This window comes from Halomonas sp. LMYGS-3, from assembly GCF_059509875.1.
Genome location: NZ_JCAKFQ010000027.1, coordinates 38,225 through 65,152, shown reverse-complemented (window position 1 = coordinate 65,152; position 26,928 = coordinate 38,225). Strand labels below are relative to the sequence as shown.

Genomic DNA, 26,928 nt, shown 5'->3' with positions numbered 1-26,928 from the left:
GGATTGCTGAGTTGCGTTAGACTGATTCATGACCTGCCTCCCTCAATAGTGGCTCTGTGTTCTGGTCCCTACCTCAACGTAACCCACGACGTTGAGGCGGGGCAGGTCAATCCATCATGTCTACAGGGGGCGATAAATCGGTGCTTTTCCTGTTGACGAAGGTGAGGCGAATCAGTACTATACGCTCCGTCTTCACGAGACACGGGGCCTTAGCTCAGCTGGGAGAGCGCAACACTGGCAGTGTTGAGGTCAGCGGTTCGATCCCGCTAGGCTCCACCATATCTCGATAGGAGACACTGCGTCCCATTCGTCTAGTGGTCCAGGACACCGCCCTTTCACGGCGGGAACAGGGGTTCGAACCCCCTATGGGACGCCACTTCGCTTTCCCCTCCGTCGCCCTCCCGTGGCGACAAGCGCAGACGCCTCGTAGCGTCTTTTTTCGTCTTTGCCCGTCGGTGGAGACGCTCCGGTAGCGGTGGGCGCTGGCCGGCCGTCTAATACTGACATCCCGTTACAAGCCGACGTCGAGATCCTGACGTCTCGTTACATTCCGACCTTGGAAGGCTTGACATCAGTCCTGACTTGTCCACCTTGCCGGCCTCCGGCGGATCGTCTGTGCACAGCTTTGTCGCCAACCCGCATGGTTACGGGGTTTCTCATTAATCTCTTTAAAATCATGAGGTTATAAAAGGTCAAAAATTGACCAATCTAAGGTGGTTCCCCATTTCATGGCGATTCGACGGCCTTTTCGAGTGGTTGTGAACAGGCTTATCCACAGAATGTGTGGAAAACACGGCGCCGAGTTCGAGGAGAAGGCTCATCCTTGTAAGGATGAGAATTGTAATACCCTGGTGTGAGAAGCCGGAGCTCCGCATGGGACGAGTGCCTGGCGGCCACGGACGGGGCGTGGCCGCCGGATGTCGGGATCAGTCGCGGCCCGGGGCGCGGAGGCGGCGCAACAGCGAGGAGGTGTCCCAGCGACCGCCCCCCATGGCCTGGATGTCGCCGTAGAACTGATCGACCAGGGCCGTCACTGGCAGGCGGGCCTGGAGGCGCCGTGCCTGCTCGAGGCAGATGCCCAGGTCCTTGCGCATCCAGTTCACCGCGAAGCCGTGCTCGTACTCATCATCGATCATGGTCTTGTGGCGGTTCGTCATCTGCCAGGAGCCGGCGGCCCCTTGAGCGATGACGTCGACGACGCGCTGCTGGTCGAGGCCGGCCTGCTCGGCGAAGTGCAAGCCCTCGGCGAGGCCCTGGACCAGGCCGGCGATGCAGATCTGGTTGACCATCTTGGTCAGCTGGCCGCTGCCGGCAGCGCCCATCAGGGTCACGGCGCGACCGTAGCGGGCGAGAACGGGGCGGGCACGCTCGAAGTCGCCCTCGGCGCCGCCGCACATGATGGTCAGGGTGCCGTTCTCCGCCCCCTGCTGGCCGCCGGAGACCGGGGCGTCGATGAAGCCGATGTCACGCTCGCGGCAGGCGTCATCGAGTTCCTCGGCCAGGTCTGCCGAGGCGGTGGTGTGGTCCACCAGCAGGCTGCCCCGGGCCATGCCGTGCAGGGCGCCGTCCTCGCCGGTGGTCACCTGGCGCACGTCATCGTCGTTGCCGACGCAGACCAGTACCAGGTCGGCGCCGTCGGCGGCGACGCGCGGGGTGGGGTGGCGGCTGCCACCGTGCTCGGCGACCCAGGCCTCGGCGCGGGCCTCGGTGCGGTTGTAGACGCGTACGGCGAGCCCGGCCCGGGCCAGATGGCCGGCCATGGGGTAGCCCATCACGCCCAGGCCGATGAAGGCCACTGTCGAGATGCTGCTGCTCATCCTGATGCTCCTTCCTTTCTGCGGGTTGCATGACGCAGAAAGCCGCCCGAGGGCGGCTTTCCGTCACGTCGCGGCCAGGGCCGCTGCCTGCCGACTTACTTGGCAGGATAGTCCTTGGCAGGGTAGTCGCGTTGGGTATGCCCGGTATAGAGCTGGCGCGGGCGACCGATCTTGTAGCTGTCGCTGAGCATCTCGTGCCAGTGGGAGATCCAGCCGATGGTGCGCGACACGGCGAAGATCACCGTGAACATGTTGGTCGGGATGCCCATGGCCTTGAGGATGATGCCGGAGTAGAAGTCGACATTCGGGTAGAGCTTGCGCTCGATGAAGTACTCGTCCTCGAGGGCGATCTGCTCCAGGCGCTTGGCGATCTTCAACTGCGGGTCGTCGGCCATGCCGAGCTCGGCCAGCACCTCGTCACAGGTCTCCTTCATCACCTTGGCGCGCGGATCGAAGTTACGGTAGACGCGGTGGCCGAAGCCCATCAGCTTGAACGGGTCGTCCTTGTCCTTGGCGCGGTCGACGAAATGCTGGATGTTCTCCTCGGAGTCGTCGCCGATCTCGTCGAGCATCTTCAGCACCGCCTCGTTGGCACCGCCGTGGGCCGGGCCCCACAGGGCCGCGATACCGGCGCTGATGCAGGCGAAGGGGTTGGCGCCGGTCGAGCCGGCCAGGCGCACCGTGGAGGTGGAGGCGTTCTGCTCGTGGTCGGCGTGGAGCATGAAGATGCGGTCCATGGCCTTGGCGTAGACCGGGTTGATCCGGTACTCCTCGCAGGGGTTGCTGAACATCATGTAGAGGAAGTTCTCTGCATAGCTCAGGTCGTTGCGCGGATAGTTGAACGGCTGGCCGACATTGTACTTGTAGGACATCGCCGCGAGGGTCGGCATCTTGGCGATCAGGCGGATTGCGCTGATCTCGCGGTCCTCTTCCTGGGTGATGTCCATGTGGTCGTGGTAGAAGGCCGCCAGGCCGCCGACCACGCCGCACAGGATCGACATCGGGTGGGCGTCGCGGCGGAAGCCCTTGAAGAAGTTGTTGATCTGGTCGTGGACCATGGTGTGGTTGCGCACCCGCGACTCGAAGTCGGCGTATTGCGCGTCGTTGGGCAGTTCGCCGAACAGCAGCAGGTAGCACGTCTCGACGAAGTTGGACTCCTTGGCCAGCTGGTCGATCGGATAGCCGCGGTGCAGCAGCACGCCCTTGCCGCCATCGATGTAGGTGATGGCGGACTGGCAGGAAGACGTCGCCATGAAGCCGGGGTCGTAAGTGAAGAGGCCTTCCGCGCCCAGGCCGCGGACATCGATCACGTCAGGCCCCAGGGAGCCCGAGTAGACCGGCAGCTCGATCGTCGTCTCCAGACCGTCTACCGTCAGTGTCGCTTTCCTGTCAGCCATATCTGGCCTCCTCTCGAGTGCAGGGTGGAACGAAATGTCGTGAGTTCGCTGAAGTTGCCGGCGAAAAGGTTCGCCCACTATAGAAGCGTCCCAGCGATTGTCAATTAGCCCATGGCTGGGCTTTCCTTGTACGCTATGTCAGTCTTGTATGGCTTTAGTGGAAGAATTGGTGCTTTGCACCATTGCGGGCAGTTGGCATCGGCAGGGCGGGCGAAGCCGCCTGGAAAGGCCCCGCGGGTGCCTAGCACCATGGTCGAGTCGGGCCGGTGTCCATTTGTCATGGGACAGCCATGTCCCTATAATCCATCCCGCGCGACTGGCAGGAAAAGGTGGTCTTGCCGCACGAGGCAACGGCCGAAGCCTTCCCGAAACCACCGCCCGCTCGGGCCATGCCCGACCTGTCGTAGAGCGGGCCAAGAGAGTGTGTATAGAGCCGTGAATAGCAAACGACCCATAAATCTGGATCTCTCCACGATACAGTTTCCCCTCCCCGCCCTGACGTCGATCGCCCACCGCATCACCGGCGTCATCCTCTTCATCGGCCTGATCTTCGCCTTCTGGGCGCTCGATAAGTCCCTGTCGTCCCCGGCGGGATTCGAGGCGGTTCGTGACGCCCTGGCCAACAATTTTCTGGTCAAGCTGATCGCCTGGGGTCTGCTGTCGGCGCTGGCCTTCCACTTCGTGGCCGGTATCAAGCATCTACTGATGGATATCGACATCGGCGTGACCCTCGAGGGCGGCATCAAGAAGGCGCAGATCACCGTGGTGGTGAGTGCCGTTCTGATCATTCTGGCGGGAGTCTGGGTATGGTAACCAACATCACGAACTTCGGGCGCAGCGGCCTCTCCGACTGGCTGGTCCAGCGTGTCTCGGCGATCATCCTCGCGCTCTACACACTCTTCATCGTCGCTTACCTGCTGTTCAACCCGGGGCTCGATTACGCCACCTGGAGCGGTCTGTTCGCCCAGACCTGGATGCGTATCTTCTCGCTGCTGGCTTTCGTCTCCATTGCCGCCCATGCCTGGATCGGGCTGTGGACCGTGACCACCGACTATCTCAAGCCGACCGGCCTGCGCGTCGGCATCCAGACCCTTATCATCCTGGCCATCTTCGTGTTCCTGGTCTGGGGCATTCAGATTCTGTGGGGAGCCTGATCCATGTCCAACATGCGTAGCCTGTCTTTCGACGCGATCATCATCGGTGGCGGCGGTTCCGGCCTGCGAGCCGCCCTCGAGCTGGCCAAGTCCGGCAAGAAGACCGCCGTGCTGTCGAAGGTCTTCCCGACCCGTTCGCACACCGTGTCCGCCCAGGGCGGCATCACCTGCGCCATCGCCTCCGCCGACCCCAACGACGACTGGCGCTGGCACATGTACGATACCGTCAAGGGCGGCGACTACATCGCCGACCAGGACGCGGCCGAGTACATGTGTTCCGAAGGGCCGAAGGCGGTATTCGAGCTCGAACACATGGGCCTGCCGTTCTCCCGCTTCGACAACGGCCGCATCTATCAGCGCCCCTTCGGCGGCCAATCCAAGAATTTCGGCGAGGGCGGCCAGGCGGCCCGTACCTGTGCCGCGGCCGACCGCACCGGCCATGCCCTGCTGCATACCCTTTACCAGAACAACCTGAAGAACCATACCACCTTCCTCAACGAGTGGTACGCGGTCGATCTGGTCAAGAACGCCAACGGTGACGTGGTGGGTTGTATCGCCATGGACATCGAGACCGGCGAGGTGGTTCACGTCAAGTCCAAGGCCACCGTGCTGGCCACCGGCGGTGCCGGCCGCATCTACGCCTCCACCACCAACGCCCTGATCAACACCGGCGACGGCATCGGCATGGCGCTGCGCGCCGGCTTCCCGATGCAGGACATGGAGATGTGGCAGTTCCACCCGACCGGCATCTACGGTGCCGGCACCCTGGTGACCGAGGGCTGCCGCGGCGAGGGTGGCTACCTGGTCAACAAGGACGGCGAGCGCTTCATGGAGCGTTATGCCCCCAATGCCAAGGACCTCGCCGGCCGCGACGTGGTCGCGCGCTCCATGGTGATGGAGATCCTGGAGGGCCGCGGCTGCGGCGAGCACGGCGACCACGTCTTCCTCAAGCTCGACCATCTCGGTGAAGAGGTGCTCGGCAAGCGCCTGCCGGGTATCGTCGAGCTGTCCAAGACCTTCGCCCATGTGGATCCGGCCAAGGAGCCGATCCCGGTGGTGCCGACCTGTCACTACATGATGGGCGGGATCCCGACCAACGTGCATGGCCAGGCGATCATGCAGGACGCCGATGGCAACGACCGCATCGTCAACGGCCTGTTCGCCTGCGGTGAGGCGGCCTGTGTCTCCGTGCATGGCGCCAACCGCCTGGGCGGCAACTCGCTGCTCGACCTGGTGGTGTTCGGCAGGGCGGCCGGCATGTTCATCGAGGGCGCCCTCAACGAGGGGATCGACTACCTCGAGGCGTCCGAGTCCGACATCGACTCGGCCATGGCGCGCATGAGCCGCTGGAACGAGTCCGGCGAAGGCGAGACCGTGCCCGATCTCAAGCGTGAGCTGCAGAGCATCATGCAGAACTCCTTCGGCGTGTTCCGCGAGGAGGCGAACATGCAGAAGGGGGTGGGGCAGCTGGCAGAGCTGCGCGAGCGGATCGCCAAGGCGCACCTGCCCGACAAGTCCAACGCCTTCAACACCGCCCGTGTCGAGGCCCTGGAGCTGGACAACCTGATGGAGGTCGCCGAGGCCACCGCCATCGCGGCGCTGGACCGCAAGGAGAGCCGGGGTGCGCACTCGCGCTACGACTATCCGGATCGCGACGACGTCAACTGGCTGAAGCACTCGCTCTACTTCCCGACCGAGAAGCGCGTCGGCAAGCGCGATGTCAACTTCGCGCCCAGAACGGTCGATACCTTCGAGCCGAAAGTCCGCACCTATTGAGAGGGGAGTCATGATGTCCACGCTTCAGGTATCCATCTACCGCTACAACCCGGAAACCGACTCCGCGCCCTATATGCAGGAGTTCCAGGTCGACACCCAGGGCCGTGACCTGATGGTGCTCGACGTGCTGCACCTGATGAAGGAGCAGGACAATGGCCTGGCCTACCGCCGCAGCTGCCGCGAAGGGGTCTGCGGCTCCGACGGCATGAACATGAATGGCAAGAACGGCCTGGCCTGCATCACCCCGCTCTCCGAAGTGGTCAAGCACGGCAAGCTGGCGCTGCGTCCGCTGCCGGGCCTGCCGGTCATTCGCGACCTGGTGGTCGACATGGGGCTGTTCTACAAGCAGTACGAGCGCATCCAGCCGTACCTGCAGAACGACGAGCCGGCGCCGGCCATCGAGCGCCTGCAGTCACCGGAGGAGCGCGACAAGCTCGACGGTCTCTACGAGTGCATCCTGTGTGCCTGCTGCTCGACCTCCTGTCCGTCGTTCTGGTGGAACCCCGACAGGTTCGTCGGGCCGGCCGGCCTGCTCCAGGCCTACCGCTTCCTGGCCGACTCCCGCGATACGGCCACCCGCGAGCGCCTGACCGAACTCGAGGACCCGTTCAGCGTGTTTCGCTGCCGCGGCATCATGAACTGCGTGGCGGTGTGTCCCAAGGGGCTCAATCCCACCCGGGCGATCGGCAAGATCCGCGAGATGTTGCTGGCCAATGCCACTTAAATCGTGGCGCCCGGCTTGTTATCATGTGCCCCGGCTTTCGGCTGCGACCCTTCGTCGCAGCCGAAGAACGGCACAGTAGTGTGAAGAGCCGGTGCCTTGGGCACCGGCTCTTGACCATCGAGATTCAGGGTTTCCGGCTTCCGGCCGGAGTCGCCGGAGATGCAGACGCCCCACCGGCAGGGCACCACCGATGTCGCCATGCCCGTATCCTGGCGACGCCGACAACACCCCATCAGTGCAGGGTGACCGAGAGATGCAACAAGGCATAATGGAGTTGATGTGGCGCTCCTCCCATGTCAGTGGCGGAAATGCCCACTATGTGGAAGCGCTCTACGAGCAGTACCTCGACGATCCTCAGGCTGTCCCTGACGAATGGCGCAATTATTTCGATCAATTGCCGCGTCCTGAAGGCAGTGCTTCACACGACGTTCCGCTTGCCCCGATCCGCGACCAATTCTACCAGCTCGGCAAGAACCGACGTGCCACCCAGGCCACAACGGCCACCGAAAGCGGCGAGAACAAGAAGCAGGTTCGAGTTCTCCAGCTGATCAACGCGTATCGCTTCCGCGGGCACCAGAAGGCCGACATCGACCCGCTCGGCCTGCGCAGCCCGACCCCCGTCCCCGATCTCGACCTCTCCTTCCACCAGCTCTCGAAGGCCGACCTGGACACCGAGTTCCAGACCGGCTCCTTCTTCATGGGCCTGGACAAGGCGCCGCTCAAGGAGATCGTCGAGGCGCTGGAGCAGACCTACTGCCGCTCCATCGGCTGCGAGATCATGCACATCGTCGACACCGAGGAGAAACGCTGGTTGCAGCAGCGCTTCGAGTCGGTGCGTTCGGCGCCCCGCTTCAGCGATGACGTACGCAAGCACGTGCTCGAGCGGCTGACCGCGGCCGAAGGGCTGGAGAGCTACCTGGCCTCCAAGTACCCGGGGACCAAGCGCTTCGGACTGGAGGGCGGCGAGGCCTTCATTCCGATGATGGACGAGCTGATCCAGCGCGCCGGTGGCTACGGGACCAAGGAAGTGGTCATCGGCATGGCCCACCGCGGGCGCCTCAACCTGCTGGTCAACATTCTCGGCAAGAACCCCTCCGAGTTGATCGACGAGTTCGACGGCAAGAAGGTCATCGAGCGTGGCTCCGGTGACGTCAAGTATCACCAGGGCTTCAGCTCCAACGTCATGACCCCGGGTGGCGAGGTGCACCTGGCGCTATCGTTCAACCCCTCCCACCTGGAGATCGTCTCCCCGGTGGTCGAGGGCTCGGTGCGTGCCCGCCAGGACCGTCGCGACGATGACGATGGCAGCAAGGTGCTGCCGATCAACGTGCACGGCGATGCCGCCTTCGCCGGCCAGGGCGTGGTCATGGAGACCTTCCAGATGTCCCAGACCCGTGCCTACAAGACCGGCGGCACGGTGCACATCGTCATCAACAACCAGGTCGGGTTCACCACCTCCAATCCGCTGGACTCCCGCTCCACCGAGTACTGCACCGACATCGCCAAGATGGTCCAGGCGCCGATCTTCCACGTCAACGGCGACGACGCCGATGCGGTGCTGCACGCCACCCAGGTGGCGTTGGACTACCGCCAGCAGTTCCACAAGGACGTGGTCATCGACCTGGTCTGCTACCGCCGGCGCGGCCACAACGAGGCCGACGAGCCCTCCGGCACCCAGCCGATGATGTACAGCAAGATCAAGCAGCACCCGTCGTCCCGGACCCTCTACGCCCAGCGTCTGGTCAAGCAGGGGGTGGTCAGCGAGGAGGCGGTCAAGGCGATGGTCGAGACCTACCGCGACGACCTGGTGGCCGGCAATCACGTGGCCAACGCCCTGGTGCAGGAGCCCAACACCGCGCTGTTCGTCGACTGGAAGCCCTACCTGGGTCATGAGTGGACCGGCGACGCCGACACCACCGTCGACATGAAGCGTCTGCAGCAGTTGGCGGCGAGGATGTGCGAGATTCCCGATGGCGTCTCCGTGCAGCGCCAGGTGGCCAAGATCTACGAGGATCGCCGCAAGATGCAGGCCGGTGGCCTGGTGCTGAACTGGGGCTTCGCCGAGACCCTGGCCTATGCCACCCTGCTCGACCAGGGGCACCCGGTGCGCATCACCGGCCAGGACGTCGGCCGCGGGACCTTCTCCCACCGCCACGCCGTGGTGCACAACCAGAAGGATGGCAGCGCCTACGTGCCGCTGCAGCACATGGCCGACGGCCAGCCGCGCTTCACCATCCACGACTCCTTCCTCTCGGAAGAGGCCGTGCTGGCGTTCGAGTACGGCTACGCCACCACCATGCCCAATGCGCTGATCGTCTGGGAGGCGCAGTTCGGTGACTTCTTCAACGGTGCCCAGGTGGTGGTGGATCAGTTCATCTCCTCCGGCGAGACCAAGTGGGGCCGGCTGTGTGGCCTGACTATGCTGCTGCCGCATGGCTACGAGGGCCAGGGACCCGAGCACTCCTCGGCCCGCCTCGAGCGCTTCCTGCAGATGTGCGCCGAGCACAACATGCAGGTCTGTGTGCCGACCACCCCGGCGCAGATCTTCCACCTGCTGCGTCGCCAGGTGATCCGCCCGCTGCGCAAGCCCCTGGTGGTGATGTCGCCCAAGAGTCTGCTGCGTCACAAGGAGGCGACCTCGGCCCTCGAGGAGCTGGCCCACGGTCGGTTCCAGATGGTGCTGCCCGACCAGGGGCGGCTCGAGGCCGGCCAGGTCGAGCGCATCGTGCTGTGTGCCGGCAAGGTCTACTACGACCTGGCCAACTGGCGCGAGGAGAACGCCCGCGACGATGTCGCCATCCTGCGCCTCGAGCAGCTCTATCCCTTCCCCAAGGAGGAGCTCTTCGAGGCGATCAAGGCCTACACCAACGTCACCGACGTCGTGTGGTGCCAGGAGGAGCCGCTCAACCAGGGGGCCTGGTACTCGAGCCAGCACCACATGCGTGCGGTGGCCGACATGCTCCGTGATGGCCTGGGGCGGGAACTGAAGTTCGCCGGACGACCGGCATCGGCGGCACCCGCGGCGGGCTACATGTCCGTGCACACCGAACAGCAGCGCCAGCTGGTGGAAGACGCCTTCAACGCCTGAAGCGACCACCGGGACGAGAGAGAACATACAAGGGATACGACATGGCTACCGAGATCAAGGCACCCACCTTTCCGGAATCCGTTGCCGAAGGCAGCGTGGCCGCCTGGCACAAGAAGCCAGGCGACAGCGTCGAGCGTGACGAATTGATCGTCGAGATCGAGACCGACAAGGTGGTGCTCGAGGTGCTGGCCCCGGAGGCCGGTACCCTCTCCGAGGTGCTGGCCGAGGAAGGCGATACCGTGGCCTCCGAGCAGGTGCTGGGGCGCATCGGCGAAGGGGCGGTCGAGGGCGCCGGCAACAAGGGCGAGAAGAAGCCCGCTGCCAAGGCCGACCAGAAGGCGCAGCAGAAGGACGACGCCAGGGCCGAGGCGCCGGCCGGAGGCGGCAAGTCCCACGAGGTGAAGGCTCCGACCTTCCCCGAATCGATCCAGGAGGGTACCGTTGCCACCTGGCACAAGCAGGTCGGCGAGGCGGTCAAGCGCGACGAGGTGCTGGCCGACATCGAGACCGACAAGGTCGTCCTCGAGGTGGTGGCGCCGGCCGACGGCGCGCTCTCCGAGATCAAGGCGGAGGAGGGCAGCCAGGTCGAATCCGAGGCGGTGCTGGCGCTGTTTGCCGAGGGTGCCGGCAGCGCCGCCACGGCGGCCGACGAGGTGCCTGCCGCTTCCGCCGACGACGGTGCCGGCGACGAGAAGGTGGGGGACAAGATCCTCGCCCCGGCCGCCCGCAAGATGGTGGCCGAGCACGGGCTCGACGTGTGCCGGATCGAGGGCACCGGCAAGGGCGGCCGCATCCTCAAGGAGGACGTCCAGAAGGCGATCAAGGACGGCACCGCCAGGAAGGCTGCCGAGCCGGCCAGCGCACCGAAGCAGGCGGCTGCCGCCGCCCCGGCGGTCGAAGGCGAGCGTCCCGAGAAGCGCGTGCCGATGAGCCGCCTGCGCCAGACCATCGCCAAGCGCCTGGTCCAGGCCCAGCAGACCGCCGCCATGCTCACCACCTACAACGAGGTGGACATGGGTGCGGTGATGGACCTGCGGGCCCAGTACAAGGACACCTTCCTCAAGGCCCACGACACCAAGCTCGGCTTCATGGGCTTCTTCGTCAAGGCGGCCAGCGAGGCGCTCAAGCGTTTCCCCGACGTCAACGCTTCCATCGACGGCACCGACATCGTCTACCACGGCTATCAGGACATCGGCGTGGCCGTCTCCACCGACCGTGGCCTGGTGGTCCCGGTGTTGCGTGACACCGACAGCATGAAGATCGCCGATGTCGAGAAGGGCATCGTCGACTTCGGCAAGCGCGCCCGAGACGGCAAGCTCGGCATCGACGAGATGCAGGGCGGCACCTTCACCATCACCAACGGCGGTATCTTCGGCTCGCTGCTCTCTACGCCGATCCTCAACCCACCGCAGACGGCGATCCTGGGCATGCACAAGATCCAGGAGCGTCCCATGGCGATCAACGGCAAGGTCGAGGTCCGCCCGATGATGTATCTGGCGTTGTCCTACGATCACCGCATGATCGACGGCAAGGACGCGGTGCGGTTCCTGGTGACCCTCAAGGAACTGCTCGAGGATCCGGCACGCCTGCTGCTGGACATCTAGGCAGCGCCCGACTCAACGGACTCAAACGCGAACCGATCAACAGGAAAACTACATGGCCGATAAATTTGATGTGATCGTCATCGGTGCGGGCCCCGGGGGCTACGTGGCCGCCATCCGCGCCGCCCAGCTGGGGCTGAAGACCGCCTGTGTCGAGAAGTGGCTGAACAAGGAAGGCAAGGTCGTCCACGGCGGTACCTGCCTGAATGTGGGCTGCATCCCGTCCAAGGCGCTGCTCGAGGCCTCCCACAAGTTCGTCGAGGCCAAGCATGACTTCGATGACATCGGGATCCAGGCCGGTGACGTCAGCATGGACGTCAAGAAGATGATGGCCCGCAAGGAAAAGATCGTGAAGAACCTGACCGGCGGCATCTCCGGTCTGTTCAAGGCCAATGGTGTCACCGCCATCGATGGCACCGGCAAGGTGACCTCCTCGAAGCAGGTCGAGGTCACCGGCCTGGATGGCAAGGCCACCACCTATGAGGCCGACAACATCGTCATCGCCGCCGGTTCGGTGCCGGTGGAGATCCCGCCGACCCCGCTGGTCGAGGGTATGGTCGTCGACTCCACCGGTGCGCTGGAGTTCGACGAGGTGCCCGAGCGGCTGGGCGTGATCGGCGCCGGCATCATCGGCCTGGAGCTGGGCAGCGTCTGGAGCCGCCTGGGCGCCGAGGTCACCATGCTGGAAGCCATGGACACCTTCCTGCCGATGGTCGATACCGCCATCGCCAAGGAGACCCAGAAGCTGCTCAAGAAGCAGGGCCTGGACATTCGTCTGGGCACCCGGGTCACCGGCTCCGAGGTCAAGGGCAAGGAAGTCGTCGTCAAGTACACCGACGCCAAGGGCGAGCAGGAAGCGACCTTCGACAAGCTGATCGTCTGCGTCGGCCGCCGCCCCTATACCCAGGGCGTGGTGGGAGACGGCGTGGGCGTCAAGCTCGACGAGCGCGGCTTCATCTTCGTCGACGACCAGTGCCGCACCAGCGTGCCGAACGTCTACGCCATCGGCGACTGCGTGCGCGGTCAGATGCTGGCCCACAAGGCGTCCGAAGAGGGCATCATGGTGGCGGACATCATCGCCGGCCACAAGGCCGAGATGAACTACGACGCCATCCCCAGCGTCATCTACACCTTCCCCGAGGTGGCCTGGGTCGGCATGACCGAGCAGGAAGCCAAGGCGGCCGGCATCGAGGTCAAGACCGGGTCCTTCCCGTTCGCCGCCAGTGGCCGCGCCATGGCCAATAATGCCACCGAGGGCCAGGCCAAGATCATCGCCGACGCCGAGACCGACCGCGTGCTGGGCATGCACATCGTCGGCCAGCACGCCGGCGAGATGATTGCCCAGGGCGTGATCGCCCTGGAATTCGGCTCCAGCGCCGAGGACCTGGCGCTGACCTGCTATGCTCACCCGACCATGTCGGAGGCGGTGCACGAGGCGGCGCTGGCCGTGGAAGGCCATGCCATCCACATGGCCAATCGCAAGAAGCGCAAGTAGGACAAGAAGCGCCGCCTGCGGGCGGCGCATCCCTTCCGACCATGTATCGGAGGGGGTCGGTGGTAGCCTGAACGCCGCGCCACCCGAGTGCCGGCGTGGTTACCGTTCGAGTCACATGCAACCAATGGCATGAATCGATGAACCTTCACGAGTATCAGGGCAAACAGCTGTTTGCCGACTATGGTCTGCCGGTGTCCAAGGGCTTCGCCGTGGACACTCCCGAGGAAGCGGCGGAAGCCTGCAAGAAGATCGGCGGCGAGATGTGGGTGGTCAAGGCCCAGGTCCACGCCGGTGGTCGCGGCAAGGCCGGCGGCGTCAAGCTGATCAAGAGCCCGGAGGAGGCCAAGGCCTTCGCCGAGCAGTGGCTGGGCAAGAACCTGGTGACCTACCAGACCGACGAGAACGGTCAGCCGGTCGCCAAGATCCTGGTCGAGAACTGCACCGACATCGCCAGCGAGCTCTATCTGGGCGCCGTGGTCGACCGCACCACCCGTCGCGTGGTCTTCATGGCCTCCACCGAGGGCGGCGTGGAGATCGAGAAGGTCGCCGAGGAGACTCCCGAGAAGATCCTCAAGGCCGAGATCGACCCGCTGGTCGGCGCCCAGCCGTACCAGGCGCGTGAACTGGCCTTCGCCCTGGGCCTGTCCGGCAACCAGGTGAAGCAGTTCACCAAGATCTTCCTGGGCCTCTCCAAGCTGTTCCATGACAAGGATCTGGCGCTGCTCGAGATCAACCCGCTGGTGATCACCGATGAAGGCAACCTGCACTGCCTCGACGCCAAGATCAATCTGGACAGCAACGCCCTCTATCGTCACCCGGACCTGCAGGCGATGCGCGACCCGTCCCAGGAAGACGAGCGCGAGGCCGAGGCAGCCGCCTGGGAACTGAACTACGTGGCGCTGGAAGGCAACATCGGCTGCATGGTCAACGGTGCCGGCCTGGCCATGGGCACCATGGACATCATCAAGCTCAACGGCGGCCAACCGGCCAACTTCCTTGACGTGGGCGGCGGTGCGACCAAGGAGCGCGTGGCGGAAGCCTTCAAGCTGATCCTCTCCGACGATTCCGTGAAGGCCGTGCTGGTCAATATCTTCGGCGGTATCGTGCGCTGCGACATGATCGCCGAGGGCATCATCGGTGCTGTCGAGCAGGTCGGCGTCAACGTGCCCGTCGTGGTGCGTCTGGAAGGCAACAACGCCGAGCTGGGGGCCGAGAAGCTGGCCTCCAGCGGACTGAACATCATCGCTGCTACCAGCCTGACCGATGCGGCTCAGCAGGTCGTCAAGGCAGCGGAGGGCAAGTAATGAGTATCCTGATCGACAAGAACACCAAGGTCATCTGCCAGGGCTTCACCGGCGGCCAGGGGACCTTCCACTCCGAGCAGGCGCTCGCCTATGGCACCCGCATGGTCGGTGGCGTGACCCCGGGCAAGGGTGGCCAGGAGCACCTGGGCCTGCCGGTGTTCAACACCGTCAAGGAGGCCGTCAAGGAGACCGGTGCCGAGGCCAGCGTCATCTACGTGCCGGCGCCGTTCTGCAAGGACTCCATCCTCGAGGCCGCCAACGCCGGCATCAAGCTGATCGTGTGCATCACCGAGGGCATTCCGACCCTGGACATGCTCGACGTCAAGGTGAAGTGCGACGAGCTGGGCGTGCGCCTGATCGGCCCCAACTGCCCCGGCGTGATCACCCCGGGCGAGTGCAAGATCGGCATCATGCCGGGCCACATCCACCAGCCGGGTCGGGTCGGCATCGTGTCGCGTTCCGGGACCCTGACCTATGAGGCGGTCAAGCAGACCACCGACCACGGCTTCGGCCAGTCCACCTGCGTGGGTATCGGCGGCGACCCGATCCCGGGCTCCAACTTCATCGACATCCTCGAACTGTTCGAGCAGGACCCGCAGACCGAGGCGATCGTGATGATCGGCGAGATCGGCGGCACCGCCGAGGAAGAGGCGGCCGCCTACATCAAGGCCAACGTCTCCAAGCCGGTGGTCTCCTACATCGCCGGCGTCACCGCGCCTCCGGGCAAGCGCATGGGTCACGCCGGGGCGATCATCTCCGGTGGCAAGGGCACCGCGGACGAGAAGTTCGCCGCCCTGGAGGACGCCGGCGTGCGCACCGTGCGTTCCCTGGCCGAGATCGGCGATGCGCTGAAGGAAGTGACCGGCTGGTAAGCCGCTCGTCTTCGCCGGCACGATGCAAGGGCACCTTCGGGTGCCCTTTCTGCTGCCTGGGGGGCCGGTTGTCACCGGGGCCGATGGAAGCCTAGGCCGGTACGTCGTCGATCACGGTGTCGCCGAGGCCCAGCAGCTGCACCCGGAGATCGCTATCGCCGGCGGTGGCCTCCAGCCGGTCGGGCAGCGCCGGGTCGTCACCGTAGGCCTTGTAGGCGAAGCGCCAGGCCTCGCCGGGCTCCAGCGCCTGCGGCGCGTCGCCGGTGACGCGGTAGTCGCCGTCGTCCCCGATGACGACGTCGCCGTTCCACAGGGTGTCGATATCGTCGGCCAGCTCGAAGCGGACCTCGGGATCGAGGATGTCGCTATCCGAGGCGTTCTCGACGAAGATCTCGGCGACATGGCCCGTCGACCAGCGGCTGGTGACATTGCCGGTGACGACAAGGTCCGTGCCGTCGTCGATCAGGCTCGGCAGGATGCCATCGCCATCGAGGATCTCCTCGGGGGCGGGCGTCGCGAGCGGCTCGCCGTCGAAGGCATTGCCCGAGGCGAGGTGCAGCGTGGTGCCGTCGGCGAAGACCGCATACTGCATGTCGACCAACGTGTCGATGCTGCCCTTGCCCTCGATGATGACGTGGTCGTCGGCGAAGGTGATGTCGTAGTGGTCGTAGTCCTGGGTATAGCGGGCGGTGTCGGTCCCGCCGCCACCGTCGAGCCGATTGTCGCCGCCGTACCATTCACCACCGGGGGCGCCCTGGAGGATGTCGTTGCCGGCCCCGCCACTCAGGGTATCGTCTCCCAGGCCACCGTAGAGGAAGACGCCATCGTCCGATCCCTGGATATCGTCGCCGCGACGCGAGCCGACGACATAGTCGAAGACCACCTCATTGGCCTCGGCATCGGTGATCGCGCCGAAGCTTTCGCCACCCTCGTTGATCCACAGCGTCGGTGACAGCTCGTCGGCCTCCGGGTCGCGAATCGATTGCGCGACCCGCACGCTGTTGTCGTGATCCAGGCCGCCGTGGAAGTTGATATCGCGGTCGGTGAAGGCCACCTCGATATCGTTGCCCACCGACGAGCGCCAGGAATCGAACAGCAGGCCATGGCGCATGCCGCTGTCCTCGAGCCCGGCGAAGGTGCCGTCGTAGCTCTCCCGCAGCTCAAAGGCATAGCCGTTACCGCCGCTGCCCTTGTTGAAGGCACCATGCGCCTGCAGGTCGTTGGCCTCGATATCGAGCGATCTGGCGAAATGGAAGGCCTTGGAGGGGCCGTCAAGGACCTGGATATCGGCGAGCCGGGCATCTACCGTGCCGTCGAGCACCACGGCCTGGTATCCCGTCAGCTCGCCACGAGTATTCTCGAAGGCACCGCTGTCGGGCGTGCCCAGCTCGAAGTCGAGACTGAAGCCCGCCAGGGTGACGCCATCGGCCGCAGCGAGACGCTCGACCTGCGTCTTTCCGCCCTCGAAATCGAAGTGCAGGCCGCGGTCGAGGGTGACCGCATCGCCGTCCACGGCCTCCACCCTGGCCATGCTGGTGCGCAGCTCGGCGTACTGCTCCTTGCGCCACGAGGTGTCGCCGATCTCGTCGAAGAGGGCCTCGTCGTTGTCCTGCCAGACCCGGACGGTATCGCCGGGCGCCAGGCCGTGATCTCCGTCGAGGGCCAGCTGGCGAGTACCCTCGGAATGGTCCTGCGACAGCTGCCCGATGTGCTCCCGTTCGCTGCCGTCGACCCGGATCGCGTGGGCATCGTTGCGCGCGAGTGCCGCGTCACTGAAGGTGAGCGTGGTCTGCCCGGAGCCCGCACCGATCAACGAGATGTCGGAGCGCGTGATGGTGATGGCGTCGTCCAGCCGGTAATGCCCGGCTTCGAGCTCCAGGGTGGCGCCGGCAGGCGCATCATCGATCATCGCCTCGAATTCGGCAGCGGTGATGCCCGTGCCAACGCGAATGATGTCGTTCTGCTCGCTCATGCAATCCTCCAGGAAATCAGCGGTCTCGGCAGCGGGACATCGTCATCGGGAGCGATGCCATTTTCGCTGCCAATCGGGGCGCGAGGCAGGATGCTACTGGCTGCAATGTGTGCAGGACAACCGGGCACCGAGGCGTTCGTGGCGATCGCCACGGGACGTGTTACCGGACGCCATGTGCCGGGCGAACGGTTCGGCAAATCACACTGCCTTGATTGCTCGATTCTTTATCGGCCAGGCATTGGTTCGCTTCCTGTTTTATCCGGGGAAGTACTAAACAAGGGTGTTACAAAAGTATGATAAAAGTAATCATCAAGTATCATCCCGGCTGGTACCCTGGCGCCCTTGCCGACCCCGATCCGATGGTGTGCCATGGCGTCAGACAACGAACCATCCGAGCTGCCGAATGCCCTGGAGGCGTGCCACTCCTCGCTGGTCGCCGTGGCCGGATTCAGTCTCTTCGTCAACCTGCTGATGCTGAGCCCGGCCCTCTACATGCTGCAGGTCTATGACCGGGTCATTCCCACGCGAAGCGGCGACACCCTGCTCATGCTGACGCTGGTCGTACTGCTGCTGTTCGCGGTACTGGGCGGGCTGGAAATGGTGCGTTCCCGCATCATGGTACGCATCGGCAACCGTCTCGATGCAAGGCTCGCACGGCCCCTCTATCGCGCCATCTTTCACCGCAGCCTTCGCACCTCCGGGCGACAGACGGCGCAACCCCTCGACGATCTTGCCACCCTGCGTCAGTTCCTCTCCGGCAGCGGGCCTTTCGCGTTCTTCGACGCCGCCTGGGTGCCGGTCTACCTCGCCGTGCTGTTCCTGTTCCACGTCTGGTTCGGTGTCTTCGCCAGCCTGGCCGGTGTCATGCTGGTGGCCCTGGCGGTCGCCAACGAGAGGGCCACCCGCCGACTGATGGCCGAGTCCGGCGGCGAGCAGGTCCGGGCACGCGAACTCGCGGATGGCAACCTGCGCAACGCCGAGGTGCTGCATGCCATGGGCATGTTGCCGGGTATCATGCAGCGCTGGGCGGACAGGCACCATGCCAGTCTGCTCAAGCAGTCGCGGGCGAGCGACCGTGCCGGGGTACTGTCCAACCTGGCCAGGACCCTGCGGCTGCTCAGCCAGTCGCTGATCCTGGGGCTGGGGGCGCTGCTGGTGCTGGAGGGCCGCATGACGCCGGGCATGATGATCGCCGGCTCGATTCTCCTGGGGCGGGCCCTGGCCCCGATCGACCAGATGATCGGCAGCTGGAAGGGCTTCGTCGGGGCGCGTGACGCCTACCGGCGCCTCGACCGCCTGTTCGCCGAGGTCCCGGCCGAGCCGCGACGGATGGCGCTGCCCGCCCCCTCGGGGACCATCGACATCGAGGAGGTGTCGGCCGGACCGCCGGGGGCGTCGTTTCCGGTGCTGCGGGGCATCAGCGTCAGGATCGAGCGCGGCGAGCAAGTGGGCATCGTCGGGCCCAGTGCGTCGGGCAAGTCGACTCTGGCCAGGGTCGTGCTGGGGATCTGGCCGGCCCAGGTGGGCACGGTGCGACTCGACGGCGCGGACGTGGCCCGCTGGAGTCGCGATGAGCTGGGGCCCCAGCTCGGGTATCTGCCACAGGATATCGAGCTGTTCGATGGCAGCATCGCCGACAATATCGCCCGTTTCGGCAGCGTCGACGCCGACCGAGTGGTCGAGGCGGCACACCGGGCCGGCGTGCATGACATGATCCTGCGGCTGCCCGAGGGCTACGATACCCGGCTCGGCCCCCGCGGGCAGGGGCTCTCCGGGGGGCAGCGACAGCGTATCGGCCTGGCGCGGGCCCTCTACGGCGATCCGGTGGTCGTGGTGCTCGACGAGCCGAACTCGAACCTCGACGACAGCGGGGAACGGGCCCTGGGCGAGACGCTGGCCCGCCTCAGGCAGGACGGGGTGACGCTGCTGGTGATCAGCCACCGCACCGGGGTGCTGCGTCGGGTCGACAAGCTGCTGGTGCTCAAGGAGGGGCGGGTCAGCCTGTTCGGGCCGCGCGACCGGGTGCTGGCCAGGCTGACCCAGCCGGGAGCTTCCCCCCAGCCGGGGCTCAGGACGGCCGCGTCGCTCGGGCCGGATGCCAGGCCGGCTCGGGACCGGGCCGAGGTGGAGTCCTGATGGTCGGTCGGCCACGACAGGCCAGTGGCGAGGCCGGGGGGCACCTGCCGGTGAGTGACCGGGCGTGCCGTCGGCTCGGGATCGCCCTGGTGCTGCTCTGTTTCGGTGGCTTCGGCGGCTGGTCGCTGGCGGCCGGCCTGGCGGTGGTGGTGGTGGCGCCGGGCAAGGTATCGGTGGCCTCGTTCAAGAAGACGATTCAGCACTACGAGGGCGGCATCGTCAGCGCCATCCATGTCGAGGATGGTGACCAGGTCGAGGCCGGCGATGTGCTGCTGGTGCTCGACGACACCCGGGCGCGCGCTCAACTGGAGATCACCCGGTCACGGTACCTGAGCGAGCGTGCCGGCGAGGTCCGATTGCTGGCCGAGCTGGCCGGCCGGGAGCGGCTGGTATTTCCCGACGAGCTGCACGACAGCGATTCCGGACGCGTCGCCGATTTCCTTGCCGTGCAGCGGGGGCTGTTCGTCGCACGGCGCCAGGCCTTGCAGGGCACGCTCGATGCCTTCGATCAGCAGGCGCGACAGCTGGGCGAACAGCGCGATGGGCTGGAAGCCCTGGTGGAGATCAACCGCCAACGGCTCGCGTCGTTGCGCGAGGAGGCCGAGGATCACCGCTCGCTGGTCGAGAAGGGCATGGGCGATGGACAGCGCCTGCGGGAACTGGAGCGGGAGATCCTGGAGTCTCGCGGCGAGATCGCCGGCCAATCGGCCCGGATCGCGGAGGTCGAGTCGCGGATCGGTGAGAATGCATTGCAGAAGCAGACACGGCTGCAGGAGTTCCACCAGGACGTCGGCGAGCAGTTGCGCCAGGCCCAGGCCGGCATCGCCGATGCCGAGCAACGCATCACGGCCCTGGACGATGAGGTCCGGCGCACCCGCGTGACGGCGCCGGTAGCGGGCACCGTGGTCGGGCTGCAGACCCGGACCCGTGGTGCGGTGATCGGTCCGGGGGAGCCGGTCATGGAGCTCGTTCCCGGCGACGGGGGCTTCGTGGTCGAAGCGCGTATCGCCGACCATGACATCAACAACGTCTACCCGGGCCTGCCGGCGGAGGTCCGTTTCACGGCCTTCGACCGGCAACGCACCGATACCGTCGAGGGCGAAGTGATACACGTCTCGGCCGACAGCTTCGAGGACGAGGCGAACGGCACGAGCTATTACCAGGCCCGCATCCGCGTCGACGAGGCGAACGGGGCGGCGGTGCCGGAGGGCCAGCGGCTGCTCGCCGGCATGCCGGCCGAGGTCATGATTCGCACCGGGGAGCGCACCTTCGCCAGCTATCTCGTCAAGCCGTTCACCGACATGCTGGCGCGCGCGATGCGGGGGAGTGAGGGCGGGCGTTGACGGTGCGAACCTTCGGTGCCGGCCCGCGCTCATCCCCGGCTGATGCAGCTGCGATCGCGACCGCCACGCTTGGCCTGCAGCAGGGCCTGATCGGCACGCTGGAGGGTCTGCTGGAGAGGATCCTCGCCGGCGCGGTGCTCGCTGAGCCCCGCGCTGGCGGTGACCGACAGGGTCATGTCGCCGACCACGATGGGAACCCTGGACAGGCGGCGGCGAAGTCGATCGACGATGGCGCGGCCTTCCGCGAGCCGGGTATTGGCCAGCAACAGCAGGAATTCCTCGCCGCCCCAGCGGGCGCAGAGGTCGTAGTCGCGCAGCTCCTGCTGGATGACATGGGCGATGGCCACCAGTACCTGGTCGCCGATCTCGTGGCCATGTCGGTCGTTGATTCGCTTGAAGTGATCGATATCGAGCATCGCCAGGGTATACCCCTGGTCATGCCGATCGGCATCCGTCGCCACCCGTTCCAGCCGTTCGCCGATCATGCGCCGGTTGGGCAGGCCGGTCAGGGGATCGTGGGTCGAGTCCTGCTTGAGGGAGAGGTTCTGCTCGCGCATCAGCTGCTGATAGCCGTCCGAGATGCGTGCCAGTTTCTCCTGATGCCTGCGGATCCTGTCATAGCGCTGCCGGGCGGATAACTGGTCCTCCTTGGCATAGCGCTGGTAACTGTCGGAGATGCTGATCATGCGCTCGAGGCGGGCCTTTTCCTCGGTGTGATGGTGATAGAGGCGGCTCAGGGCGTCATGCAAGGGATGGCCGGCATGGACCGGGTCGGCGAGCAGCGACTCGATCCACGACAGCAGCTCCGAGTCGTCGTGAGTCATGACTCTGCCCGCGTCGGCGTGATCGCGAAGGGGAAGGTGCAGTCTTCGCGAAACTCGTCGGCCAGCTCGGCGATTCGCTCGTTGCGTGAATCGTAGTGCCAGGTCACCCGGATATCGCGACCGTCGAGATGGGCCTCCTCGAGGCGATCGAAGATGTCCATCATCGCCTTGACCGAGCTGGTATTCAGATAGACCAGTGCCAGCTCCAGTGCGAGCGGACGCGACTCGCGCTCGAGAAAGCGTTCGACCCAGCCGATGACCTGGTCGAAGAGCTCATAGGAATTTTCGGGATAGGAGTCGCCCTGCATGGAGAGGAGTCCGACCTGCCAATCGCTGCGAATGGCAGGGGTGGACTGGCTGCCGGGGATGTTCAAGTCGTTGGTCATGGTACTTACTCGGCAGGGTCAGATAATGGCTGTCAGGCTAAGGAATCCGCGCCCATCGGGCAACGCCTTGAGCGAGGCCCGCATGGGTTGGCTGGACTTGCGGGCGATATCGAGCAGTCCCAGACCGGCGCCGGAGTGGGCACCCTCACCGCGGGGCTGGCGCAGTTGCCGCTTGTAGGCCTGCTTCAGCTCCTGCTTGTCGAGGGCGGCCAGCGCCTCGACGGTGGCGACCAGCCTCTCGCCGTCTTCCCGCTCGACGAGATTGCCGGCCGATACCGTGTAGTGCCCGTGTTCGTCCCTGGCTACCGCGACGGTGGCCGATGCGCTCTCCTCGTCGTACCCCTTGACGCGCGCGTAGTGGCGGATGTTCTGGGTCATCTCGATGTAGGCGGCGAAGACATCCATGGCGGCGGAAGGCGTCGCTTGCTGGGAGTTCAGGTAATTGCGCAGGGCGTTGCCGATCTCCTCGATCAGGCTGCGCGAAATGGGGCCGTTGAAGCACAGCATGATGCGTTGGCTGAGATAGCTTTCCCGCATGCTTAACAGGTCCATGGCACCTCCTCTATTGCGGTTTGCCTGGCGAGGCAGGGGGGGCGGTCGGCGGTGCCCGGTGCCCGCCACGCTCCGGTGAACCACTCTCCTCGGTGAAGCGAAAGCCCAGAACGGTGATGTCGTCGCGCTGCGGCAGGTCGCCCTGGTAGGCGAGCAGCTCGGCCTCCAGGGCGGCCATCAGCTCGCCCAGTGGAAGCGGAGCGTTGGCTTTCAGCTTCTCCTCGAAGCGGCCATTGCCGAAACCGAACCCGGCCTCACCGCCCGCCTGGTCGAGAAAACCGTCGGTACACAGGGCGTAGGTCCATCCCAGGTGTAATGGCGCGACCTGGTTGCGGTAGCTGACATGGCGTGTGTGGCCGAGCGCGCGCTTGTGCCCCGGCAATCGCTCCAGGGTGGTCCCATCGGTGGCATAGAGACCGATCTTGGCCCCGGCGAAGGTCAACTGTCGAGCCTCGAGGTCCACCCACACCAGGCCGATGTCCATGTTGGTGGCGATCGACGCGGGCAACTGGTCGGGGCGCAGCATGTCACGGCACTGGCGGTCGGTCTCGTCGAGAATGGCGGCGGGATCCTCGGCACCGGCCTGCAGGACGGCATGATCGAGGATCGCACGGGCCAGCATGGTCATCAGCGATCCCGGCACGCCGTGGCCGGCGCAGTCGACCACGCCCAGCAGATAGCCGCCGCCGTGGGCGCGGAAGACATAGAAGTCGCCACCCACGGTGTCACGGGGCTTCCACAGCACGCCATAGCGGTGCTCGAGGTGCAGTGCGAGTTGTCTGTCGGGCAGGATGGCGCGCTGGATGATGCTGGCGTACTGCAACGAGTCGTCGATCTGCTTGTGGGCCGCCGCCATCTCGGCATTCGCCTGTTCCAGGGCCTGGGTCCGTTCGCGGACCTTGCTTTCCAGCTCCTGGGTATGGCGCTGGACCTGGCCCGCCATGCGCGAGAAGGCCAGGGACAGCTCGCCGATCTCGTCGTTGCGCGAGGTCGGGAGCCGTGAGTCGTAGCGGCCGTCGGCAATCGCCTGGGCCGAGAGCTTCAGGCGATTCAACGGGGCGAGGATCAGTCTGTCGGTGGCATAGGCGAAGGCCAGCAGAAGGATGCCCAGCACCAGTGTCAGGGCGATGAACAGTGGCCACAGCCAGCGTTGCTCGAGGATCGGGGCGACACCGAGGTCGAGGGCGGTGATCAGGTGCCAGTCGATCTCGGGGATATAGCCGACCGAGAGCAGGCGTTCGCGTCCCTCGAGGGTCGCCCATAGCGTCTGCACACGCTCGGGCGACTGGCGTGAGGCCTGCATGGCGTCGGTCAAGCGTTGCCGTTGTGCATCGCTGCCCAGCAGGGAGAGCACGGTCTGCCGCTCGTCGATGTCGGCGTCGCCGGCACCGGAACTGAAGGCGATGCGTTCCAGCGAGGGGTGGGCCTGAAGGGCACCGTGGCGATCGGTGATCATCGGCGTCAGCCCCGGGGCCTCGTCACGGATGAAGTCATCGAGAAAGGCGCTGAGATCGAGCCCCGTGCCGGCGAGGCCCAGGGGGCTCCTGCCGTTGTTCACGACGACATTGAACCAGACCTTGGTGACGCCGAGCTTGTGGTCGACATTGACGTTGAGGTTGTAAGGTTCCTCGCCGCGGGTGGTTCGGAAATACCAGGCGTCGTCCGGGTCGTCGGCGTCGACACGATAGCGGGGTGTCCGTGGGTCGCTGCGTTCGTCGTCGTTGAAATAGTACGCGCCACTGGCATCGGCGATGATGAAGTAGGAGCGGTCGGCGAAGTCGCGGCGAAAGCCTTCGGCTTCCTCGAAGAAGCGTGCCCGCTTGGCCGGATCCGTTTCATCCTCGAGCCACTGGCGAGTCACGACGGAATCGGCGAGGCGCTGGGACAGGGCGAGCTCCCGCGATACCGGCGCCAGGATCTTCTGCATGTGCAGCAGGGTGTAGTTCTCGGCATAGGCATTGGCGAAGTGGCGGCGAATGTCGTCGACCGCCTGCCAGCCGATCAAAGCGGCGGGGATCAGTGAGAGTAGGCAGGCCAACAGCAAGGTCGCAGCCGACTTGCCTCTCAGCCCCCAGCGTGCGGCCATGGCGAAGCTTCCCGATATTCGGATGACCGGTGGCCTGGGCTGAGTGCCGTCACCACCAGCTGATGAGTTTTCTGGTACCAAGATGCCATAACGGCGGCGGCGTGGCGAGATGGAGGTGGATCGAGACCAAAGAAAGCCCCGGTCGCCTGGGCGGCCGGGGCCGGTTTTCTCGGTGACGCCGGAGCGGCTCAGAGCGCGGGGCGGCCCACCAGCGAGCGGGTTTCCTCGCGGGCCTCGGTCAACGCCACACGGATATGGTCGCCGAGCTTGAAACGCTCCTCACCCTCGATCTGGATGCGCCCCTCCTTGTCGTCGATCACCACCTTGTCGCGGTCGCTGTGCATCAGCGGCGCCGGGACGAAGGCGGTGGCCCCGTTCGCCGTCAGGCGCACGCGCATGCCGCCGCGGTTGATGGCGATGATCTCGGCATCGAAGGTCTCCTGGGCTTCGGCGGCCGGCGCCAGGTAACGCACATAGAGCCAGTCCTTGACGTCGCGCTCGGCCATGCGGTTGAGCCGGCGGCGCTCGGTGAGCTGCTCGGTGAGCTGCTGGCTGGCCTCGGCCGGTGCCTGCTCGCCCTTGAGCACCCGCTTGATCAAACGATGGTTGACCATGTCGCCGTACTTGCGGATCGGCGAGGTCCAGGTGGCGTAGGCGGCCAGGCCCAGGCCGAAGTGGGGGCCGGGCAGGGCGGACATGCTGGTGAAACCCTGGAAACGGCGCAGGCGAGCGTCGAGCCAGGCATCCTCGCGGCCCTCGAGCACGCGCTTGAGTTCCTTGTAGCGGGGCAGCTCGGTGAGCGCCTCGGGCTCCACCTGGATCTGCTGGGCGGCGAGGAACTCGTGGGCCGCCTCGGCCTTCTCCGGCTCGAAGGCGCGGTGGACATTGAAGATGCCGTGTCCCACGTGCTCGGCCAGCAGGTGCGCGCAGCAGGCATTGGCCGCGATCATCGACTCCTCGATCATGCGGTTGGCGATGCGCCGTTCCTCGGTGCGGATGTCCAGCACGTTGCCGGCCTCGTCGAGGTCGAAGACGTAGTCGGGGCGATCCTTGAACACCAGGGCATGCTCGGCGCGCCAGGCGGCGCGGGCCTCGGTCATCGCCGCCAGGGCCGTGAGCTGCTCGCCGATCTCGCCGGCCGGTGCCCATTCGCCCTGGCCCTCGAGCCAGTCCGAGACCCGGTCATAGGCCAGCTTGGCCTGGGAGCGGGCCGTGGCGGCGAAGAAACGGTAGTCGCCGAGGCTGCCGTCGGCACCGATCTCCAGGGTGCAGGCGAGCACCGGGCGCTCCTGGCCCTCCCACAGGGAGCAGAGGTCGTCGGCCAGGTGTTCGGGCAGCATGGTGACGTTCTGGCCCGGGAGGTAGACGGTGAAGGCCCGGGTGCGCGCCTCGAGGTCGGCGGCATGCCCCTCCTCGACATAGGCGGTGGGGTCGGCGATGGCCACCGTCAGGCGCCAGCCGCCGTTCTCGCCGGTCTCGATGCGCAGGGCATCGTCCATGTCGCGGGTCTTCTCGCCGTCGATGGTGAAGAAGGGCGCAGCGGTCAGGTCCTCACGCACGAGGCCCTCGTCGCGGAGCGGCCAGTCGTCACCGGCGTCCGGGCACTCCTGCTCCAGGGCGTGGCGGGCCAGGGTCACACGCCATGGCACGGCGGGATCGTCGGCCTTGGCCACCAACTCGTCGATCTGGGTGAAGAAGGCGCGGTCGTCGGGCTTGAGCGGATGGCGCACGAGCCTGGCCACCACCCAGTCACCGTCACCGATGCTCGTCTCGTCGAGGCTGTTCTTGATACGTGCCTTGAGGGCGTTGTTGATCGAGGGGTGGTCGGGCACCACCGCCAGGCGGCCCTCGCGCTTCTGCACTCGGGCGATGAAGCGCGAAAGGCCCGGCTCGAGCAGGGTGTCTGGCGCCACGGACTTCTTGTCGCCCTCCTCGTGGAGCACGGCCTGCACGCGGTCGCCATGCAGCACCTGCTTCATGGCAGGGGGCGGCACGAAGTAGGAGTCACCGTCGTCGGTCTCGAGGAAGCCGAAACCTCTGTCGGTGGCCTTGATCAGGCCCTCGACGCGGTGCGTGTTGTCACGGATCTGTTGCTTGAGCTGAGCAAGCACCGAGTTGTTCTGCAGCATGGATCACGATCGGGTGGCGGGAGTAAGGGAGCCACTATACGGATTCCCATCCGCGGCGCCAAACGCTGGCTGCCGCCGCCACGGCGAATCAGCCAGTTGCGCAGCCGCGGCCAGGATATCCGGGCACCGAGCGGTGGTGCCCGCCGGAGTGTCATCCCATGGCCATGGCAGTCGGTCGACCGATCGAGCGGGCAGCGATCCGGTGGTGTGCGACCATGGTCGTAGTCATGTGGTATTTAACTGGTATCTATGTGGAGCTATAGTGGTATTAC

Annotated in this window: 20 protein-coding genes and 2 tRNA genes; 13 read left to right on the top strand and 9 right to left on the bottom strand. The window is 65.7% G+C overall.

Annotated features, from left to right (window positions below; all coding sequences use genetic code 11):
* Nucleotides 1-203 precede the first annotated feature (203 nt).
* Together AC5W54_RS18940 and AC5W54_RS18935 are read left to right on the top strand one after the other, a co-directional pair.
* A tRNA-Ala gene (locus AC5W54_RS18940) sits at nucleotides 204-279 on the top strand.
* Nucleotides 280-300: 21 nt separating this feature from the next.
* Nucleotides 301-376 (top strand) — tRNA-Glu (locus AC5W54_RS18935).
* A gap of 550 nt (nucleotides 377-926) precedes the next feature.
* Here AC5W54_RS18935 and AC5W54_RS18930 read toward each other — a convergent pair.
* Together AC5W54_RS18930 and gltA are read right to left on the bottom strand one after the other, a co-directional pair.
* Nucleotides 927-1,817, bottom strand: a complete 891-nt coding sequence (locus AC5W54_RS18930; RefSeq protein WP_495963654.1) for an NAD(P)-dependent oxidoreductase — start codon at nucleotides 1,815-1,817, stop codon at nucleotides 927-929.
* Between the two features lie 95 nt (nucleotides 1,818-1,912).
* The gene (gene gltA / locus AC5W54_RS18925) at nucleotides 1,913-3,214 is read right to left on the bottom strand and encodes a citrate synthase (RefSeq protein WP_495963653.1); all 1,302 of its coding nucleotides are present in this window, start codon (nucleotides 3,212-3,214) and stop codon (nucleotides 1,913-1,915) included.
* A gap of 435 nt (nucleotides 3,215-3,649) precedes the next feature.
* On the opposite strand from gltA, the gene sdhC reads away from it, so the two are divergent.
* The 4 genes from sdhC to AC5W54_RS18905 are packed head-to-tail and all read left to right on the top strand — an operon-like array spanning nucleotide 3,650 to nucleotide 6,868.
* Nucleotides 3,650-4,027: a succinate dehydrogenase, cytochrome b556 subunit gene (gene sdhC, locus AC5W54_RS18920; RefSeq protein WP_495963652.1), complete on the top strand. Its 378-nt coding sequence runs from the start codon at nucleotides 3,650-3,652 to the stop codon at nucleotides 4,025-4,027.
* Nucleotides 4,021-4,368 (top strand): succinate dehydrogenase, hydrophobic membrane anchor protein, encoded by a 348-nt coding sequence (gene sdhD, locus AC5W54_RS18915; protein ID WP_495963651.1) that lies wholly within the window; start codon nucleotides 4,021-4,023, stop codon nucleotides 4,366-4,368. Before sdhC ends, sdhD begins: the two co-directional genes overlap by 7 nt.
* A 3-nt stretch (nucleotides 4,369-4,371) precedes the next feature.
* Nucleotides 4,372-6,144 carry a succinate dehydrogenase flavoprotein subunit gene (gene sdhA / locus AC5W54_RS18910; protein WP_495963650.1) on the top strand — a complete coding sequence of 591 codons (1,773 nt, stop codon included), beginning with the start codon at nucleotides 4,372-4,374 and terminating at the stop codon, nucleotides 6,142-6,144.
* A 13-nt stretch (nucleotides 6,145-6,157) separates the two neighbouring features.
* Nucleotides 6,158-6,868 carry a succinate dehydrogenase iron-sulfur subunit gene (locus tag AC5W54_RS18905; RefSeq protein ID WP_495963656.1) on the top strand — a complete coding sequence of 237 codons (711 nt, stop codon included), beginning with the start codon at nucleotides 6,158-6,160 and terminating at the stop codon, nucleotides 6,866-6,868.
* Here the strand turns inward: AC5W54_RS18905 and AC5W54_RS18900 are convergent.
* Nucleotides 6,865-7,068 (bottom strand): hypothetical protein, encoded by a 204-nt coding sequence (locus tag AC5W54_RS18900; protein ID WP_495963649.1) that lies wholly within the window; start codon nucleotides 7,066-7,068, stop codon nucleotides 6,865-6,867. The genes AC5W54_RS18905 and AC5W54_RS18900 overlap by 4 nt on opposite strands.
* Before the next feature lie 53 nt (nucleotides 7,069-7,121).
* Between AC5W54_RS18900 and AC5W54_RS18895 the strand changes: the two genes are divergently transcribed.
* From AC5W54_RS18895 to sucD, 5 genes are all read left to right on the top strand, one after another.
* Nucleotides 7,122-9,956: a 2-oxoglutarate dehydrogenase E1 component gene (locus tag AC5W54_RS18895; RefSeq protein WP_495963648.1), complete on the top strand. Its 2,835-nt coding sequence runs from the start codon at nucleotides 7,122-7,124 to the stop codon at nucleotides 9,954-9,956.
* 41 nt (nucleotides 9,957-9,997) lie between these two features.
* Nucleotides 9,998-11,560 (top strand): 2-oxoglutarate dehydrogenase complex dihydrolipoyllysine-residue succinyltransferase, encoded by a 1,563-nt coding sequence (gene odhB / locus AC5W54_RS18890; RefSeq protein WP_495963647.1) that lies wholly within the window; start codon nucleotides 9,998-10,000, stop codon nucleotides 11,558-11,560.
* Between the two features lie 52 nt (nucleotides 11,561-11,612).
* Nucleotides 11,613-13,052 (top strand): dihydrolipoyl dehydrogenase, encoded by a 1,440-nt coding sequence (gene lpdA / locus AC5W54_RS18885; protein ID WP_495963646.1) that lies wholly within the window; start codon nucleotides 11,613-11,615, stop codon nucleotides 13,050-13,052.
* Between the two features lie 137 nt (nucleotides 13,053-13,189).
* Entirely contained in the window at nucleotides 13,190-14,356 is a 1,167-nt protein-coding gene (sucC, locus tag AC5W54_RS18880; protein WP_495963645.1) for an ADP-forming succinate--CoA ligase subunit beta, read from the top strand.
* Complete coding sequence (sucD, locus tag AC5W54_RS18875) at nucleotides 14,356-15,228, top strand: succinate--CoA ligase subunit alpha (RefSeq protein ID WP_495963644.1); 873 nt, start codon at nucleotides 14,356-14,358, stop codon at nucleotides 15,226-15,228. Before sucC ends, sucD begins: the two co-directional genes overlap by 1 nt.
* A 91-nt stretch (nucleotides 15,229-15,319) precedes the next feature.
* Here the strand turns inward: sucD and AC5W54_RS18870 are convergent, their stop codons facing one another.
* Complete coding sequence (locus AC5W54_RS18870; protein WP_495963643.1) at nucleotides 15,320-17,200, bottom strand: alginate biosynthesis protein; 1,881 nt, start codon at nucleotides 17,198-17,200, stop codon at nucleotides 15,320-15,322.
* 369 nt (nucleotides 17,201-17,569) lie between these two features.
* On the opposite strand from AC5W54_RS18870, the gene AC5W54_RS18865 reads away from it, so the two are divergent.
* The gene (locus tag AC5W54_RS18865; protein WP_495963642.1) at nucleotides 17,570-19,336 is read left to right on the top strand and encodes a type I secretion system permease/ATPase; all 1,767 of its coding nucleotides are present in this window, start codon (nucleotides 17,570-17,572) and stop codon (nucleotides 19,334-19,336) included.
* Nucleotides 19,336-20,679 (top strand): HlyD family type I secretion periplasmic adaptor subunit, encoded by a 1,344-nt coding sequence (locus AC5W54_RS18860; RefSeq protein ID WP_495963641.1) that lies wholly within the window; start codon nucleotides 19,336-19,338, stop codon nucleotides 20,677-20,679. The genes AC5W54_RS18865 and AC5W54_RS18860 overlap by 1 nt, the downstream gene beginning before the upstream one ends.
* A 29-nt stretch (nucleotides 20,680-20,708) precedes the next feature.
* Here the strand turns inward: AC5W54_RS18860 and siaD are convergent, their stop codons facing one another.
* The 5 genes from siaD to AC5W54_RS18835 form a co-directional block, all read right to left on the bottom strand.
* Complete coding sequence (siaD, locus tag AC5W54_RS18855) at nucleotides 20,709-21,503, bottom strand: biofilm regulation diguanylate cyclase SiaD (protein ID WP_495963640.1); 795 nt, start codon at nucleotides 21,501-21,503, stop codon at nucleotides 20,709-20,711.
* Nucleotides 21,500-21,889 carry a biofilm regulation phosphoprotein SiaC gene (gene siaC, locus AC5W54_RS18850; protein ID WP_495963639.1) on the bottom strand — a complete coding sequence of 130 codons (390 nt, stop codon included), beginning with the start codon at nucleotides 21,887-21,889 and terminating at the stop codon, nucleotides 21,500-21,502. The genes siaD and siaC overlap by 4 nt, the downstream gene beginning before the upstream one ends.
* Nucleotides 21,890-21,907: 18 nt before the next feature.
* A complete protein-coding gene (siaB, locus tag AC5W54_RS18845) occupies nucleotides 21,908-22,441 on the bottom strand; it encodes a biofilm regulation protein kinase SiaB (protein WP_495963638.1) in 534 nt (177 codons plus the stop codon).
* 10 nt (nucleotides 22,442-22,451) lie between these two features.
* Nucleotides 22,452-24,527, bottom strand: a complete 2,076-nt coding sequence (gene siaA, locus AC5W54_RS18840) for a biofilm regulation protein phosphatase SiaA (RefSeq protein ID WP_495963637.1) — start codon at nucleotides 24,525-24,527, stop codon at nucleotides 22,452-22,454.
* Nucleotides 24,528-24,715: 188 nt separating this feature from the next.
* Complete coding sequence (locus tag AC5W54_RS18835; RefSeq protein WP_495963636.1) at nucleotides 24,716-26,656, bottom strand: exoribonuclease II; 1,941 nt, start codon at nucleotides 26,654-26,656, stop codon at nucleotides 24,716-24,718.
* Nucleotides 26,657-26,928 lie beyond the last annotated feature (272 nt).

Excerpts from the sequence above, each read along its gene's own strand:
- AC5W54_RS18930 (WP_495963654.1), bottom strand. The coding sequence starts at position 1,817 with ATGAGCAGCAGCATCTCGACAGTGGCCTTCATCGGCCTGGGCGTGATG.
- siaD (WP_495963640.1), bottom strand. The coding sequence starts at position 21,503 with ATGACTCACGACGACTCGGAGCTGCTGTCGTGGATCGAGTCGCTGCTC.
- siaC (WP_495963639.1), bottom strand. The coding sequence starts at position 21,889 with ATGACCAACGACTTGAACATCCCCGGCAGCCAGTCCACCCCTGCCATT.
- gltA (WP_495963653.1), bottom strand. The coding sequence starts at position 3,214 with ATGGCTGACAGGAAAGCGACACTGACGGTAGACGGTCTGGAGACGACG.
- AC5W54_RS18905 (WP_495963656.1), top strand. The coding sequence starts at position 6,158 with ATGTCCACGCTTCAGGTATCCATCTACCGCTACAACCCGGAAACCGAC.
- sucD (WP_495963644.1), top strand. The coding sequence starts at position 14,356 with ATGAGTATCCTGATCGACAAGAACACCAAGGTCATCTGCCAGGGCTTC.
- siaB (WP_495963638.1), bottom strand. The coding sequence starts at position 22,441 with ATGGACCTGTTAAGCATGCGGGAAAGCTATCTCAGCCAACGCATCATG.
- lpdA (WP_495963646.1), top strand. The coding sequence starts at position 11,613 with ATGGCCGATAAATTTGATGTGATCGTCATCGGTGCGGGCCCCGGGGGC.
- AC5W54_RS18860 (WP_495963641.1), top strand. The coding sequence starts at position 19,336 with ATGGTCGGTCGGCCACGACAGGCCAGTGGCGAGGCCGGGGGGCACCTG.
- sdhA (WP_495963650.1), top strand. The coding sequence starts at position 4,372 with ATGTCCAACATGCGTAGCCTGTCTTTCGACGCGATCATCATCGGTGGC.
- AC5W54_RS18835 (WP_495963636.1), bottom strand. The coding sequence starts at position 26,656 with ATGCTGCAGAACAACTCGGTGCTTGCTCAGCTCAAGCAACAGATCCGT.
- AC5W54_RS18895 (WP_495963648.1), top strand. The coding sequence starts at position 7,122 with ATGCAACAAGGCATAATGGAGTTGATGTGGCGCTCCTCCCATGTCAGT.
- siaA (WP_495963637.1), bottom strand. The coding sequence starts at position 24,527 with ATGGCCGCACGCTGGGGGCTGAGAGGCAAGTCGGCTGCGACCTTGCTG.
- AC5W54_RS18865 (WP_495963642.1), top strand. The coding sequence starts at position 17,570 with ATGGCGTCAGACAACGAACCATCCGAGCTGCCGAATGCCCTGGAGGCG.
- sdhD (WP_495963651.1), top strand. The coding sequence starts at position 4,021 with ATGGTAACCAACATCACGAACTTCGGGCGCAGCGGCCTCTCCGACTGG.
- AC5W54_RS18870 (WP_495963643.1), bottom strand. The coding sequence starts at position 17,200 with ATGAGCGAGCAGAACGACATCATTCGCGTTGGCACGGGCATCACCGCT.
- AC5W54_RS18900 (WP_495963649.1), bottom strand. The coding sequence starts at position 7,068 with ATGGCGACATCGGTGGTGCCCTGCCGGTGGGGCGTCTGCATCTCCGGC.
- odhB (WP_495963647.1), top strand. The coding sequence starts at position 9,998 with ATGGCTACCGAGATCAAGGCACCCACCTTTCCGGAATCCGTTGCCGAA.
- sucC (WP_495963645.1), top strand. The coding sequence starts at position 13,190 with ATGAACCTTCACGAGTATCAGGGCAAACAGCTGTTTGCCGACTATGGT.